Source organism: Streptomyces sp. NPDC006235 (assembly GCF_040613735.1).
Taxonomy (GTDB): domain Bacteria; phylum Actinomycetota; class Actinomycetes; order Streptomycetales; family Streptomycetaceae; genus Streptomyces.
In genome coordinates this window covers 75,344-89,673 of record NZ_JBEXSR010000041.1, presented here as the reverse complement: position 1 = coordinate 89,673, position 14,330 = coordinate 75,344, and the positions used below count along the sequence as shown (strand labels likewise).

The window sequence follows — 14,330 nt, the reverse complement described above, 5'->3', positions numbered from 1 at the left end:
GGCAGCTTCTTCCACAGCACGATGACGGCGATGGTGCCGGCGCCGATCGCGAGCGAGGTCATGGCCTCGGTGCTGCCCAGCGCGTCGGTGAACGCTCCCGGCAGCCCCGCGATCTTGCCGATGCCGGACTCCGGTGCCTTCAGGCCCGCCGCCGCGTAGATCTGCCCGGCGATGATCACCAGGCCGATGCCGCAGAGCATGCCCTCGACCACGGAGACGGAAATCGCCCGGAACCAGCGGCCTATCCCGAAGAATCCCATCGCGAGCTGGAGCAGACCGGCCATCAGCACGATCACGCCGAGTGCGGCCACACCGAACTCGCTGACGGCCTCGAAGACCAGCACGGTCATACCCGCGGCGGGCCCGGACACCTGGAGGCTGCTGCCGGGCAGCAACCCGGTGACGAGACCGCCCACGATGCCGGTGATCAGACCGAGTTCGGCCGGGACGCCGGAGGCGACCGCCACGCCGATGCACAGCGGCACGGCGACGAGGAAGACGACGATGGAGGCGAGGAAGTCCTGCCTCAGGTAAGGGAACTTCGTCATGGTGTCCCTCACAGCGTCTCGAAGGTGTCGGTCTCCGCGCGGTGTTGCCACACGGTTCCGGTGTGCACTTCGTAGAACCATGCGTGCAGACCGATGCGGTCCTGCGCCAGCCGGCGCTCGATGCACGGGTACGACCGCAGTCGCAGCACCTGGGCGAGGACGTGGTTCTGCACGGCTTCGGCGACCGTCGGGTCGGCCGGGTCCTCGCACTTGGGCTGTTCGGCGGCGTGCGCGAGCCAGTCGCGCACCGCCGGTACGGCGGCGAGGTCGTCGCCCCGGACCACCGCGCCCACGGCACCGCAGTGCGAGTGGCCGCAGACCACGATGTCCTTGACGCCGAGCACTTCCACGGCGTACTCGATGGTGGCCGCCTCGGACGTGGGGTGCTCCAAGGCGTACGGGGGGACGATGTTGCCCGCGGTGCGCAGCTCGAAGAGCTCGCCGGGCCGGGCGCCCGTGATCAGGGCCGGTACGACCCTGGAGTCGGAGCAGGTGATGAACAGGACGTCGGGGGACTGGCCCTCGGCGAGGCGGGCGAACTCCTCAGGGCGCTGTCCGAACATGCGGGCGTTGTCGATGAGGGGTTGCATCAGAGTGGTGACTCCTCCTGGCGCGCAGTGGGGGCGCGTCGGACGGGCATGACAGAGGTGGGGGGGGAACTGCTCTGTTCCTCAGCAGCGGAAGACTTGAAGTGCTGCCGGAGTGTGCGACGTCGAGGATCTCGACGTGCGTTCGTACGCGGCTCCGGGTGTGACCCGGTCCGGTGCTGTCGGCGGGATGTGCCTGAGCAGGTGCCGATCGGGCGCCGAGGGCGCCGAGTCGGTGCTGTGCAACCGGTCGCGGGTCCGCAGGGGGCCGGTCGGGCCCCCGTGGTGTCCGGCGCGGCAGGTCGCGATCTCGTCGCGCAGAGCCTTCCCGGAGAACTTGGTTCCAGGGCGCGAAGACTTGCCGGAAGGTTCAGTTCCGGGCTGAGCCTTGGCCTCGACTTCACTGGGCGTGTGCGCGGATGCGAAGGATGCCGTCGGTGCGAAGAACTGGAGGGCGAGCAGGACGGCGGCGAGGAGCGAAACCACGGTCCGTGCCGTCGTACCTCGGTGCATGCGCCCCCCTTCAGTTGATTCGCACGTCTAGCACTGACCAACACTTGGTCAATGACTGGTCAAGAAACACGTTAACCCTGCAAGGTCGTTTGCAGGGTTAACTTAACGTTTCAAGCTGAAGAGAGCCTGAAAACCGTAGGGGGACTGGCTTGAACTGCCCCTTGCCTCACGGTGGTTCGGCGCGATATAGGGGTTGTGGTTACCGGGCGTTCGCCAGCTTGCCCGCGTCGCGGGCCAGGGCGGTGAGCCGGGAGATGGCCCGGAAGTACTTCTTGCGGTAGCCGCCGTTCAGCATCTCCTCGCTGAAGAGCTGGTCGAAGGGCACGCCCGAGGCCAGCACGGGCACTTCACGGTCGTAGAGCCGGTCCGCCAGGACGACGAGCCGGAGCGCCGTCGACTGGTCGGGAACCGGCCGTACACCGGTGAGGCAGACGGCCTTGATTCCGTCGGTCAGGGCGCCGTACCGGCTGGGGTGGACGCGGGACAGGTGTTCCAGGAGGGGCGAGAATGCGTCGAGGGACGCGCCCTCGGTGGCGTGCGCCGCCTTGGTCACCTGTTCGTCGGAGTACGGGGGCGGCGCCTCGGGCAGGCCGCGGTGGCGGTAGTCCTCGCCGTCGATGCGCAGGGCGCGGAAGTGGGCCGACAGGCCCTGGATCTCGCGCAGGAAGTCAGCCGCGGCGAAACGGCCCTCGCCGAGCTTGCCGGGCAGCGTGTTGGAGGTGGCGGCGAGCGCGACGCCCGCGTCGACGAGCTTGCCGAGCAGCGTGGAGACCAGGACGGTGTCACCGGGGTCGTCGAGTTCGAACTCGTCGATGCACAGCAGGCGGTGGCCGGACAGGGTCCGGACGGTCTGCTGGAACCCGAGGGCGCCGACCAGGTTGGTCAGCTCCACGAAGGTGCCGAACGCCTTGAGCGCGGGCTCGGCCGGGGTGGCGTGCCAGAGGGACGCCAGCAGGTGGGTCTTGCCGACGCCGTAACCGCCGTCGAGGTAGACGCCGCGCGGGCCGGCCGGGGCCTTCTTCGGCGCCCTGCCGAACCCGAACAGCCGCCGCTTGCCGGAATCGCCCGCTCCTTGGCCGAGACCCGCCGCGAAGCCCTCCAGGACCCGGACGGCCTCCGTCTGACTGGGCTGGTTCGGGTCCGGGATGTACGTGCTGAACCGCACGGAGTCGAACCGCGGCGGCGGCACCATCTCGGCGACCAGCCGATCCGCGGGCACGTGCGGCTCACGGGCGCACAGCGAGAGCGGGGCCGCGTCGGTCACGGGGCCGGTTCCGGAGGGGGCAGGGGAGGAGGACACGGTTCACCATGCTACGGGGCGTGGAACACTGCACGGCATGCGACGTCTGTTCCCTGTGACCGATGAAACAGCAGCTCCGGACTCGGGCGCCGGGCCGGGGGAAGAGGATCGCGGCGGGGCCGGACGGGAGTGGAGTCTGGCCGAGCTGGCCGCCGCGTACGCCTATCCCGCGGCGGGGCCCGGCGGGCCGCTGCCGTGGCTGCGCGCCAACATGGTGTCCACGCTGGACGGGGCCGCCCAGCACGACGGCCGTTCGCAGCCCATCTCCAGCAAGACCGACATGCGGATCTTCGGCACCCTGCGGGCGCTGGCGGACGTCGTGGTCGTCGGCGCGCAGACGGTGCGCCAGGAGGGCTACCGGCCGGCACGCGCGCGTGAGGAGTTCGCGGAGCGGCGGGCGGCGGCCGGGCAGGGTCCCGCACCCGCGATCGCGGTGGTCTCCGCCAGCCTGGACCTCGACTTCTCACTGCCCCTGTTCACCTCGCCCCTGGTGCCCACCCTGATCCTCACGGGGGCCTCGGCCGCCCCGGACCGGGTCGCCGCCGCCGAGAAGGCGGGCGCCCGGGTGGTCACCGCCGGCGACGGCATCGGCGTGGACCCGGCCCGGGCCGTCCGGGCTCTCGCCGCCCTCGGCTACACCCGGCTGCTGACCGAGGGCGGCCCGCGGCTGCTCGGGCAGCTGGTGGCGGCCGGTGTGCTCGACGAGCTGTGCCTGACCGTCTCGCCGCTGCTCACCGCGGGCGACGCGCAGCGCATCGCCGGAGGGCCCGCCGTCACGGTGCCGCAGCGCTTCAGGCTGGTGTCGATGCTGGAGGAGGACGGCTTCCTGTACACGCGGTACGGGCGGTCCTGAGGTACTGAACCGCGCGCCACGGGGTACAGGTCTCGGCGTCCGGGATACCGAACCGGTCGGTAGGTCCGGAATCGGTGCGCTGAGAGTCGTCGGTCCGGTAATCGGCGGAATGTGCCGTTCCGTTTGGTTTCCGGAGGGCACACTGGATCCGGCAGTGCCCGTGCGACCACGGGGCAGGATGGTTTCCGCAGGGCCGGGGCGGCCCACGGAGGAGTGGGGCCGCGGGCCCCCGGGAGCAGAAGGGGCGCCTGGTGTTCACAAGCGTATTGATGATCGAGAAGGCCCTGACGTCCGCCGACGTGGAGTTCGTCACGACGTTGCACGGGGAGGAGCCGGTCTCCTTCCAGGTGCTGCTCCAGCCGCGCGGCGAGCAGGCGGACCGGCTGCTGCGGGCCATCGACGACGTCGCGCTCGGCGAGCTCGACGAGGCCGTCCGCGAGGGGGAGACGCCTGAGGGCGAGGAGGCGTTGAGTGTCGGGCAGCGGGCGCTGGAGGTCTCGCTCGCGGCGCTGCGGGCCTCCGGGAGCGAGGCCGAGGGGCGGCTGATCGAGGATCATCCGCTGGACGCGCTGAAGTCGCTGGTGGAGGAGGTCGGCGCGGACGAGGTCATCGTGCTGACCGACCCCCATTACGTGGAGGAGTTCTTCCACCGGGACTGGGCCTCCCGGGCACGGCACAAGGTCGGTGTGCCGGTGCTGAAGCTGTTCTCGCACAGCAAGGCGTAGCGGACACCCCCTGCCTGGCACGGTGCCGCGGCCTCCTGAAATAGGCTGTGGGCGCTAACCGTCCTTGAACGCTCTTGGAGATCCGCATGGCACCCGGCCTTCCCACCGCCATGGACCGACCGCACTTCATCGGCATCGGCGGGGCCGGAATGTCGGGGATCGCGAAGATCCTCGCGCAGCGCGGGGCCGTCGTGGCGGGCAGTGACGCCAGGGAGTCGGCGACCGCCGAGGCGCTGCGGGCGCTGGGGGTGACGGTGCGCATCGGGCACGCCGCCGAGCACCTGGCCGACGACGCCAGCTGTGTGGTCGTGTCCTCGGCGATCCGGCAGGACAACCCCGAGCTGACCCGCGCCGCCGAGCTCGGCATCCCCGTCGTGCACCGCTCCGACGCGCTCGCCGCCCTGATGGAGGGCCTGCGCCCGATCGCGGTCGCCGGCACGCACGGCAAGACGACCACGACCTCCATGCTGGCCGTGTCGCTGAGCGAGCTGGGCCTGAAGCCGTCGTACGCGATCGGCGGGGACCTGGACGCGCCCGGCTCCAACGCGCTGCACGGCGAGGGCGAGATCTTCGTCGCCGAGGCGGACGAGTCGGACCGCAGCTTCCACAAGTACGCACCCGAGGTCGCCATCGTCCTCAACGTCGAGCTCGACCACCACGCCAACTACGCGTCGATGGACGAGATCTACGAGTCGTTCGAGACGTTCGTGGACCGTGTCACCGAGGGCGGCACGCTGGTGATCGCGGCCGATCACGAGGGCGCGCGGGAGCTGACGCGCCGGGTCGCGGGTCGCGGCGTGCGGGTGGTGACGTACGGCGAGTCCGAGGACGCCGGCGTGCGCATCCTGTCGGTCGTGCCGCAGGGCCTGAAGAGCGAGGTCACCGTGGTGCTGGAGGGCAAGGAGCTGACCTTCGCGGTCTCCGTGCCCGGCCGCCACTACGCGCACAACGCGGTGGCCGCGCTCGCGGCGGGCGTGGCGCTCGGCGTCCCCGCCGAGGAGCTGGCCCCGGCGCTGGCGGCCTACACGGGCGTGAAGCGGCGGCTCCAGCTCAAGGGCGAGGCCGCGGGCGTGCAGGTCATCGACTCCTACGCGCACCACCCCACCGAGATGACCGCCGACCTGGAGGCCATGCGCGGGGCGGCGGGCGACGCCCGGATCCTGGTCGTCTTCCAGCCGCACCTCTTCTCGCGGACCCAGGAGCTGGGCAAGGAGATGGGCCAGTCTTTGGCCCTGGCGGACGCCTCGGTCGTGCTGGACATCTACCCGGCCCGTGAGGACCCGATCCCCGGCGTGACCAGCGAGCTGATCATCGAGGCGGCCCGGGCGGCGGGCGCGGACGTGACGCCGGTGCACGACAAGGCGGACGTCCCCGCCGTGGTCGCGGGAATGGCGAGGCCGGGGGATCTCGTTCTCACCATGGGAGCGGGCGACGTCACCGACCTCGGCCCGCACATCCTGGACCGTCTGTCGAACTGAGGGGCTGGAGGCTCATGCCGTACGACGTCGAGAAGCCGGACGAGCAGTGGCGCGCGGAGCTGACCCCGGGCGAGTACGCGGTCCTGCGCCAGGCGGCCACGGAGCCCGCCTTCACCGGTGAGTACACCGACACCAAGACCCGGGGGGTCTACTCCTGCCGCGCCTGCGGGGCGGAGCTGTTCACCTCCGACACGAAGTTCGAGTCCCACTGCGGCTGGCCGTCCTTCTTCGACCCGAAGGACACCGACGCGGTGGAACTGATCGAGGACCGTACCCACGGCATGGTCCGCACGGAGGTGCGCTGCGCCCGCTGCGGCTCCCACCTCGGGCACGTCTTCGAGGGTGAGGGCTATCCGACACCCACCGACCAGCGGTACTGCATCAACAGCATCGCGCTGCGGCTGACCCCCGTCGACAGCTGAGGCGGGCCCGCGGTCACCGGATCCGGCACTCCTTCACCGTGAGGGGTCTCGTGTCCCCCGCGGTGCGGCTGCACAGCACGCGGGTGTCGGCGGTGCCGTCGGGCGCGCGGCGGACCCGCTTGAGGACGATGCTGTGGCCGGTGCGGTCGCCGTACAGCGGGGCCCCGGTGAAGTCGATGGTGCCGGTGGCCATGCCCCCGATCTTGACGTTGCGCAGGTTCACCCAGGTCGAGGCGCGGCTCTGCGGTCGGTCGTCGCGGGTGGCCGCCCAGTACAGGGCGCGGGTCGCGTCGTGGGCCAGGGCGGTCTGGCCGCTGGCCAGGGCCGGGCTGTCGTAGCGCACGCGCCGGTCCTGCAGACCGGGCAGGTACGCGGCGGCCGAGAGGTAGAAGGTCGTCTTGGTGGCGGCCGACTCCAGCTCGGCCAGGGCCGCGTGGTACAGCGTGACCTTCGGCGCGACGGACTGCCCGCCGGCGGTGAAGTCGGCCTTGGACAGGTCGTCGCCCGTGAGGATGGACAGGGGCTTTCCGGCGCAGCCCGGCTCGGTGCCCAGCTGGATCATCAGGGGATCGATGTCCTCCACCCGGCCCGCGAAGTAGATCACGGACGGGACCCGGCCGCCCCGGCAGATCTCCTGGGCGTGCGAGCGGAGTTCGGGCTTGCCGCCGCTGAGGACGTAGCGGCGCGGCTCGAGCCGGGCGAAGCCCTGCCGGCGCAGCATCTCCTGGCCGTAGCGGGCCTGTTCGTCGGTGTACAGGTCGTCGGTCTTCGCCGTGTCACGGGCGAGGACGAGGCCGTACTGCCGTCTGTCCGGTCTGCGCAACTGGGCCGCGATCAGTCCGAGTTGCTCGATCTGCCACTCGTCGGTGGCGGCCAGGCTGAACCAGTTGGCGAACTCGCGGGGGAGATACGTGGCGGAGTTGGTGCCGGAGACGATCGGCAGGCCGGCCTCCAGCAGGGTGCGCGTCGTCGCCCTGCTCGACTCCAGGTCGCGGCCGGTGCCGACGACCCCCACCACGGTCGGGTCGTCGGCGGCGTACGCGGCGATGGCCTCGGCCATCTCCTTCTGGTGGCCCAGGTCCACGCCGCCGTTGGCGACCAGGACGCGCAGCTTCACACTGGAGTTCTTGTTGATCACGGCCTGTGCCAGATGGACACCCGCCAGCTCCTCGGCGCCCTTCACGAACGAGGAGCCGGCCGGGTCGGCGCTCAGCGGCCCGGCGTAGACGACGGTGACGTACTTGCCGGAGTGGCGTGCCAGGACGTCCGCGTTCTGCCCGGCGATGCGGTCCTCCAGTGCGTCCACGGTCCAGGGCGTCTCGTCGTCGGCGGTCAGGGTCGTGATCTCGTCGGAGGGCTTGGGGGCGGGCAGCCAGTCGGCGAAGCGGACGCCGCCCGTCGCTATGCCTATGCACTCGGTGTCGCCGCCGGGTGTCCGTTCGAGCCGGGTGTCCCGGTTGGCGGTCAGTACGGATGCCGAGCAGTACCGGTCCTGGAGGGAGTCGGCGCGCATGACGGTGCCGGCGGCCAGCAGGGCGGTCACCAGGATCAGGGTGTGCAGGGCCCACACCAGGCGGGCGAGCGTCGGCCGGGTGGCGGCCCGCAGATGGCGGTGGCGTTCCTCGACGGGACCGAGCTGGTCGTGCGGCAGCGGGATCTTCATCACCCAGGGCAGGACGGACCGCTCACGGCTGGGCGACTGCTCGGCGCGCAGGTCGCGTGCCCACTCCCGGTACCAGGTGCGCAGCCGCTCACCGAACCGGGGCGGTGCGGGTTCGGGGTCGGGCGCCGTCCGGACCACGCCGCGCTCCAGGCGTGGCACGTCGTGGGAACGGACCGCGGCGACCACCAGCAGCGGATCGAGCTCGCTGCGCCGGCTGCGGACGTCGCTGATCGCCCGGATCAGTTCGATGCCGCCGTTGCGGTCGTCCGCGTGCGGCAGGAACAGCACGGGCGGGCGCGGCCGTTTGAAGCCGCGCAGGTCCCAGCTCCAGCGGCGGTGGTTGTCCCGCAGATCCTCCCGCAGCGCCAGCACGCACAGCTGGAGGTGGAAGTCGCCGCCCGCCGTGAGCGCCTCGGCCACGTCGTAGGCCCGGGCCGCGATCGCCTTCCAGGAGCGCACCGGCCGCAGCAGCGACACCTCGGTCGGATCGTCCTGGTCCGCCGCCCTGAGGAAGGTCGTCGTCATGAACCAGCGGCTCTCCCGGCGCAGCCACAGGAAGATCGGCGCCCGCCCGGGCAGGACGTAGTTGAGGACGGTCAGCAGCAGCAGGAAGGCGAGTCCGGCCGCCACCGCCACGAACCAGTCGCTGCGGGCGAGGAGCGCGGCGAGCACGGTCACGAGGCTCGCGGGCAGGATGTGCGCCATGTCGAACAGCGGCAGGCCCGAGCGCCACCGCGCGGTGCCCTTCGGGCGCCAGCGCTGCCGGGCCAGCTGGTCGAGCAGCCTCTGCCGCTGGTCCTGCCCGGCCTCGGGGCTGCCCGGGGCGGGCGCCGGCCAGGTGTCGCCGAGCGCCGCGACCGCGTCGTCGATGGCGTGCACCAGCCGCAGCCGCGGGAACGCGTAGCGCCGGTAGACCGCCTTCGGGCCGCCCCACTTCTTCGGGTCGCTCAGCGCCCGCACCATGGCCGCGGCCCGGCGCACCTCCGTCGCGCCCTCGTAGAGGTCCTGCGCCACCGCGCAGCGCGTGCCGTGTGCCTCCTGGCCCGTGTACAGCTGCCGGACCAGCCCGGTCACGGCGTCGTCGTCCGTGCTGTCCTGCGCGTGCACGACGAACACCGGCATCGGTGGCTCGGCGCTCGTGCGGAAGTCCTGGATGAGGATTTCGAGCTGATCCTGGAGGTGGACCGCGGCGCCGGTCTCCGGCATGCCGTCATGTCCCCCAGGGCAGTCCGGCGGCGTGCGATCAGCGTTCACCATGGGCAACCCCCGTTCACCTTCGGTGACTTACGAGGCTAGCCGCTGCGAGTGGGGTGCGAGTGGGTGACGGACGAACTTCAGGAACGTTTCGGCTGGTCTGCTCGGCAAGAGGTCTTGAAGGGACGGTCTTGAAGGGACGGTCTTGAAGGGACGGTCTTGAATGAGTGAACCATCGGCCGGTTGACTTTTGGCTGGGCCAGCCACAGGATTCCCGGGGTGACCCACTCCGCGCCCCTGCCTCCCGGTCTCGACGGGGCCGCCCACCGCTGCCTCGTCGCCGGTTTCGCCGGCACCACGACCGTGCCCGACACCCTCAAGCGGCTCATCGACCAGGGCCTCGGCGGGGTCATCCTCTTCACGCGGAACGTGCGCGACGCCCAGCAGGTGCGCCGGCTCACCGACGCCTTGCGGGCCCTGCGGCCCGACCTCATTGTGGGCATCGACAACGAGGGCGGCGGCATCGGTCACCTGGTCGCCGCGGGCGCGCCGGACGTGCCCGGCTCCTACGCTCTCGGCGTCGCCGACGACCCGGCGCTCACCGCCCGCTGCGCCGACGCGCTCGCCGGGCATCTGGTCACGCTCGGCATCACCGCCTCCTACGCCCCCGTGGCCGACCTCCAGCACCATCCGCGCAACCCGATCGTGCGCACCCGCTCCTTCGGTGCCGAGCCCGCGCTCGCCGCCCGGCATCTGCGGGCCTGGATCACCGCCACCGAGCGGCGGGGCGTCGCCTCCTGCGCCAAGCACTTCCCCGGCCACGGCGGCACCGAGACCGACAGCCACCACGGCATCGCCGTCGACCCGCGGTCGTACGACGAACTGCGCGCCGACCTCGAACCGTTCCGCGCGGCCGTCGACGCCGGCGTGCCGATGCTGATGAGCGCGCATGTCGTCTTCCCGGCGCTGGACCCCGAGCGGCCCGCCACCCTGAGCCGCCGCATCCTGGGCGACCTGCTCCGCCACGAGCTCGACTTCGACGGAGTGCTGGTCAGCGACGCGCTGGAGATGAAGGCCATAGCCGACCGCTACGGCGAGGCCGCCGGGGCGCGGATCGCCCTCGCGGCGGGTGCCGACCAGGTCATCGTGGCCGTACCGGAGCTGGAGGTCACCCTGGCCTGCCGGGACGCGGTGCGCGGCGCGCTGCGATCCGGTGCGCTGGCCGAGGAGCGGCTGTGGGAGGCGGCCGGGCGGGTGCGGCGGCTGGCCGCACGGTACGCGGTGACGGACGGGGCGGTCGGGGGCTGGGACGCGGGGGCCGGGCTGGAGGCCGCCCGCCGGGCCGTCCGCGGCGGTCCGGTGCCGGCCGGCGTGCGGGGCGCCCACGTCGTCGACCTGTACCCGCCGCCGCACCCCGCGCTCAACTGGGGCGGGGAGAACCTGCTGACGGAGGTGCGCGCCGTCGACCCCACGGCCACGGGGACGGCGGTCACCGGGCAACCGGCGGATCCGGCCGCCCTGGTGGCGGGCATCCTCGGCGCGTCCGGTGACGCGCCGCTGGTCGTCGCCACCTGCGACGCCGGGCTGCACCCCTGGCAGGAACGGCTGCGGGCCGCCCTGCTGGCCCGGCGGCCCGATGCCGTACGGGTCGACACCGGGCTGCCGGACGGGGGAGCGCTGTGCTCCTACGGGCGGGGGCGGGTGAATCTGCGGGCGGTCGCGGAGGTACTGGCGGGCGGCTGAGCCCCTCCGGCCTACGGCACTTGTACGACCTCCTTGATGCCGCGTGCCGTCAGGTGGGCGGTGTCGTCCGCCCGGGACGCCAGGACCACCGCCGGGCGGACGCCCTCGGCGCGCAGGGCCATCCACGCGTCGAAGTACGCGCCTCCCGGGCCGGACACGGAACGCGTGGACGGTGTGCAGTCGAGGATGAGGGCGGTGTCGCGGGGGCGGGCCGGGTGGTGCCCCGCGCGGACCTCCGCGACCGTCTCCGCGAGGGCGGTCGCGATCGGCTTGGCGCTGCCCCGCGCGTCGAACAGGCCCAGGGTGTACTCCAGTTCCGGGTAGTCGGCCAGGGCGCGGTCCACGTCGTGGGAGCACCACCACGTCACGCCCCACAGGCCCTCGCACCCGGCCGCGTTCCGTACCGTCGCCCGGGCGAACTCGGGCGCGTCGGCCGCCGGGATGTGCGGTTCGGGGGCGCCCGTCTCCTGGACCCAGACCGGGCGGGCCGGGTCCTCGGCGTAGGCCTTGGCGAGTTCCGTGCCGTACTCGGCGAGGTGCAGCACCTGCGGGGAGCGGGGGCCGTAGCGGCGGGCGCAGTCGCCGGAGAACACCCAGGGGTGGACGGTGGTGACGTCGCCCTTGCGGGCCGAGGCCTCAGGGGTGAAGGGGTGGTCGTCGCCGTACCAGGCGGCGTCGTAGGCCGAGTGGGTCGCGAGCCGGCCCGGGGGCAGGTGCTCGCGCGTGGCGGCCAGCAGGGTGTCGAGGTAGTGGTCCACCTCGTCCGGGGTCACCGGGTTGTGCTCGACCAGGTTGTTGAGCTCGTTGCCGAGCTGGAGACCGATGAGGTTGGGGCGGCCGGCGAGGGCGCGGCCGAGGGTCCGCATGAGTTCGGCCTGGGCGGCGACGGCCTCCGGGTCGGTGAAGACGTTGCGGTGGTGCCAGCTGCGGGTCCACTCCGGGTAGAAGTCGAAGCTGGACAGATGGCCCTGCACGCCGTCCACGAGGACGTCGAGACCGGCCTCGGCGGCCAGGTCGACCAGGTGCGCCAGCTGGTCGACGGCGGCGGTGCGGATGAGGGTGCGGTTGGGCTGGAGGAGCGGCCAGAGGTGGAAGACCCGGACGTGGTCGAGGCCGAGCGCGGCGATCTGGTCCAGGTCCTCGCGGGCGTGCTTCGGATCGAAGTCGTGCCAGGAGTGGAACCAGCCGCGGCGGGGCGTGTAGTTGACGCCGAAGCGGAGCGTGGCGATGGGGTCCTCCTCGGGTCGAGGCGTGCCTGGTGCTTGCCCTGGGTGAATGCATCAATCACCATAGTCGGCAATGGGTAATGAATTGAACCAGGAGCGCCAAGGCGTCCAGGCCCTGGTGATCGGTATCGACGCGGGCGGCACGCGGACCCGGGCGGTCCTGGCGGCGGCGGACGACGGGCGTCCGGTGGGCGAGGGCGCCGCCGGGCCGGGCAACGCGCTGACCGTGCCCTTGCCGCAGCTCACCGAGCACCTCGTCGAGGCCGTCGGGCGGGCCGTGCCGGAGCCGGTCCGGGACCGGGTCGTGGCCGTGGCCGGCGGTTTCGCGGGCGCGACCGGCGCCGCCGCCGACGAGCCGGGGCGGCGCAACGCCTTGGCCGCCCTCACCGCCGCCCTGCACCGGCTGGGCATCGACGCCGGCCCGCCGGTCGTCGGCAGCGACATCGAAGCGGCCTTCGCCTCCGCCCCGGGCGCCCCGTCCGACGGACTCGCCCTGGTGGCCGGCACGGGCGCGGTCGCCCTGCGCGTCACCGACCGCCGTGCCACCACCACGGTGGACGGCGACGGCTGGCTCCTCGGCGACGACGGCAGCGGCTTCTGGATCGGCCGCGCGGCGGTACGGGCCGCGTTGCGCATGGCCGACGGCAGGGGCGCGCCGACCGTACTGGCGGAGGCGGTGGGGCGGGAACTCGGGCTGTCGGGCGACGTCCTGCCCGGCGGTGGCGCGGCCGGCGGCGCGGTGCGGAGACTGTCCCCGGACGTGGTTCCGGGCGCCGCGGAGGGCATGTCCCGTGACGGGCGGCAGGAGGGGGTACCGCCGGTGACGGGGCCGCGCGCTGCGGGTGGGCGGTTGGCGGGCTCCGGGCGATCTGAAGAGGCCGGGGACATGGGTGGGCGGTCGGCGGGGCCGGGGCAGCCCGGTATGGCCGGGGCTGTGGAGGGTGGGTCGGCAGGTCCGGAGGAGACGGGTCTGGCTGGGGATGCGATCGGTGCGACCGGACCTGCGGAGGGCGCGCCGGGTGACGGGCGGAACGAGGCAGCGCCGCCGGGCCCCGGGCCGAGCGCCGCGGGTGGGCGGTCGGCAGATCCGGGGTGGTCCGGAGGGGCTGGGGTTGTAGGTGAAGGACCGGCGGGCCGGGCGCAGAGCGGTGTGGTTGGCGGCGCGGCTGGAGAGCCGGTGGGGCCGGGGCAGGCCGGTGTTGCGGGGGGCCAAGGGCAGGCCGGTGTTGCCGGTGGCGCGGGACAGGCCGGAGTGGGCCGGGGTACCGCGCAGTCCGGCGGGGCGAGGGGTCCGGGGCAGGTTGGTGTTGCCGGTGGCGCCGGACAGGCCGGCGTGGCTGGGGGCACAGGAAAAGCCGGAGTGGCCGGGGGCGCGGGACAGGCCGGAGTGGGCCGGGGTACCGCGCAGTCCGGCGGGGCGAGGGGTCCGGGGCAGGTTGGTGTCGCCGGTGGCGCCGGACAGGCTGGAGTGGCTGGGGGCGCGGGACAGGCTGGAGTGGCTGGGGGTGCTGGACAGGCCGGAGTGGCTGGGGGCACAGGACAAGCCGGAGTGGGCCGGGGTACCGCGCAGTCCGGCGTGGCCACAGGCCCGGGGCAGGTCGGTGTTGCCGGGGCCCTGCCCGGTGTGGCTGGGGCTCCGGTCGTGCAGCGGTGGCCCCTTCCGCCCCACGACCACATCCCCTGGTCCCGCCCCCACCGCGAGGCCTACCGCAGGCACCTGCTCCCCGCCGTCATGGCCGAGGCGCCCATCCGTCTGGCGCGGCTCGCGCCGCTGGTCGTCGCGGCGGCGCGGGACGTCGGGGATCCGGTCGCCCTCGCGATTCTCGACGAGGCGGCGGATCAACTCACCGAGAGCGTGCGCGCGTTGGAGCCCAAAGCCGGGGAGCGGGTGGTCGCCACCGGTGGGCTGCTCGGGCCCGACGGGCCCCTCACCGACCGCCTCGAAGCCCGCCTCCGTGCCCTCGGCCTGTCCCTCGACTGGGTCCCCGACGGCTGCCGGGGCGCCGTCGCCCTGGCCCGCCTCGCCCGCGGCGGCCGTACGTGACCGCCACCCGGCAGGGCACGCCCCTGTACCGCGA

11 protein-coding genes are annotated in these 14,330 nt (G+C 73.0%); 6 read left to right on the top strand and 5 right to left on the bottom strand.

Translation table 11 applies throughout. The annotated features are described in order from the left end of the window. From ABZ192_RS34470 to zapE, 3 genes are all read right to left on the bottom strand, one after another. Nucleotides 1–548: SulP family inorganic anion transporter (locus ABZ192_RS34470; RefSeq protein WP_356928413.1), on the bottom strand; the 548-nt coding region annotated here is incomplete at its 3' end. A gap of 8 nt (nucleotides 549–556) precedes the next feature. Then, complete coding sequence (locus tag ABZ192_RS34465; protein WP_356928412.1) at nucleotides 557–1,138, bottom strand: carbonic anhydrase; 582 nt, start codon at nucleotides 1,136–1,138, stop codon at nucleotides 557–559. Between the two features lie 709 nt (nucleotides 1,139–1,847). After that, on the bottom strand, nucleotides 1,848–2,948 hold the full coding sequence (zapE, locus tag ABZ192_RS34460) for a cell division protein ZapE (protein ID WP_356928411.1): 1,101 nt from the start codon (nucleotides 2,946–2,948) through the stop codon (nucleotides 1,848–1,850). 37 nt (nucleotides 2,949–2,985) lie between these two features. On the opposite strand from zapE, the gene ABZ192_RS34455 reads away from it, so the two are divergent. The 4 genes from ABZ192_RS34455 to msrB all read left to right on the top strand — a co-directional run bounded on the left by ABZ192_RS34455 (nucleotide 2,986) and on the right by msrB (nucleotide 6,426). Continuing rightward, complete coding sequence (locus tag ABZ192_RS34455; protein ID WP_356928410.1) at nucleotides 2,986–3,801, top strand: pyrimidine reductase family protein; 816 nt, start codon at nucleotides 2,986–2,988, stop codon at nucleotides 3,799–3,801. 251 nt (nucleotides 3,802–4,052) lie between these two features. Further along, nucleotides 4,053–4,526 (top strand): indole-3-glycerol phosphate synthase, encoded by a 474-nt coding sequence (locus ABZ192_RS34450; RefSeq protein ID WP_174523302.1) that lies wholly within the window; start codon nucleotides 4,053–4,055, stop codon nucleotides 4,524–4,526. Between the two features lie 86 nt (nucleotides 4,527–4,612). Continuing rightward, nucleotides 4,613–6,004 carry a UDP-N-acetylmuramate--L-alanine ligase gene (gene murC / locus ABZ192_RS34445; RefSeq protein ID WP_356928409.1) on the top strand — a complete coding sequence of 464 codons (1,392 nt, stop codon included), beginning with the start codon at nucleotides 4,613–4,615 and terminating at the stop codon, nucleotides 6,002–6,004. 14 nt (nucleotides 6,005–6,018) lie between these two features. Continuing rightward, nucleotides 6,019–6,426: a peptide-methionine (R)-S-oxide reductase MsrB gene (gene msrB / locus ABZ192_RS34440; RefSeq protein ID WP_150483655.1), complete on the top strand. Its 408-nt coding sequence runs from the start codon at nucleotides 6,019–6,021 to the stop codon at nucleotides 6,424–6,426. Between the two features lie 13 nt (nucleotides 6,427–6,439). Here msrB and ABZ192_RS34435 read toward each other — a convergent pair whose 3' ends face one another. Beyond that, a complete protein-coding gene (locus ABZ192_RS34435) occupies nucleotides 6,440–9,295 on the bottom strand; it encodes an ABC transporter substrate-binding protein (RefSeq protein WP_356928408.1) in 2,856 nt (951 codons plus the stop codon). Between the two features lie 267 nt (nucleotides 9,296–9,562). Here ABZ192_RS34435 and ABZ192_RS34430 point away from each other — a divergent pair, with 267 nt between their 5' ends. Continuing rightward, a complete protein-coding gene (locus ABZ192_RS34430) occupies nucleotides 9,563–11,026 on the top strand; it encodes a glycoside hydrolase family 3 N-terminal domain-containing protein (RefSeq protein ID WP_356928407.1) in 1,464 nt (487 codons plus the stop codon). Between the two features lie 11 nt (nucleotides 11,027–11,037). Here the strand turns inward: ABZ192_RS34430 and ABZ192_RS34425 are convergent, their stop codons facing one another. Continuing rightward, nucleotides 11,038–12,303: a glycosyl hydrolase gene (locus ABZ192_RS34425; RefSeq protein WP_356928420.1), complete on the bottom strand. Its 1,266-nt coding sequence runs from the start codon at nucleotides 12,301–12,303 to the stop codon at nucleotides 11,038–11,040. A 22-nt stretch (nucleotides 12,304–12,325) separates the two neighbouring features. Here ABZ192_RS34425 and ABZ192_RS34420 point away from each other — a divergent pair, with 22 nt between their 5' ends. Next, entirely contained in the window at nucleotides 12,326–14,296 is a 1,971-nt protein-coding gene (locus ABZ192_RS34420) for a BadF/BadG/BcrA/BcrD ATPase family protein (protein WP_356928406.1), read from the top strand. Nucleotides 14,297–14,330 lie beyond the last annotated feature (34 nt).

Excerpts from the sequence above, each read along its gene's own strand:
- ABZ192_RS34465 (WP_356928412.1), bottom strand. The coding sequence starts at position 1,138 with ATGCAACCCCTCATCGACAACGCCCGCATGTTCGGACAGCGCCCTGAG.
- ABZ192_RS34455 (WP_356928410.1), top strand. The coding sequence starts at position 2,986 with ATGCGACGTCTGTTCCCTGTGACCGATGAAACAGCAGCTCCGGACTCG.
- murC (WP_356928409.1), top strand. The coding sequence starts at position 4,613 with ATGGCACCCGGCCTTCCCACCGCCATGGACCGACCGCACTTCATCGGC.
- msrB (WP_150483655.1), top strand. The coding sequence starts at position 6,019 with ATGCCGTACGACGTCGAGAAGCCGGACGAGCAGTGGCGCGCGGAGCTG.
- ABZ192_RS34435 (WP_356928408.1), bottom strand. The coding sequence starts at position 9,295 with ATGCCGGAGACCGGCGCCGCGGTCCACCTCCAGGATCAGCTCGAAATC.
- ABZ192_RS34420 (WP_356928406.1), top strand. The coding sequence starts at position 12,326 with ATGGGTAATGAATTGAACCAGGAGCGCCAAGGCGTCCAGGCCCTGGTG.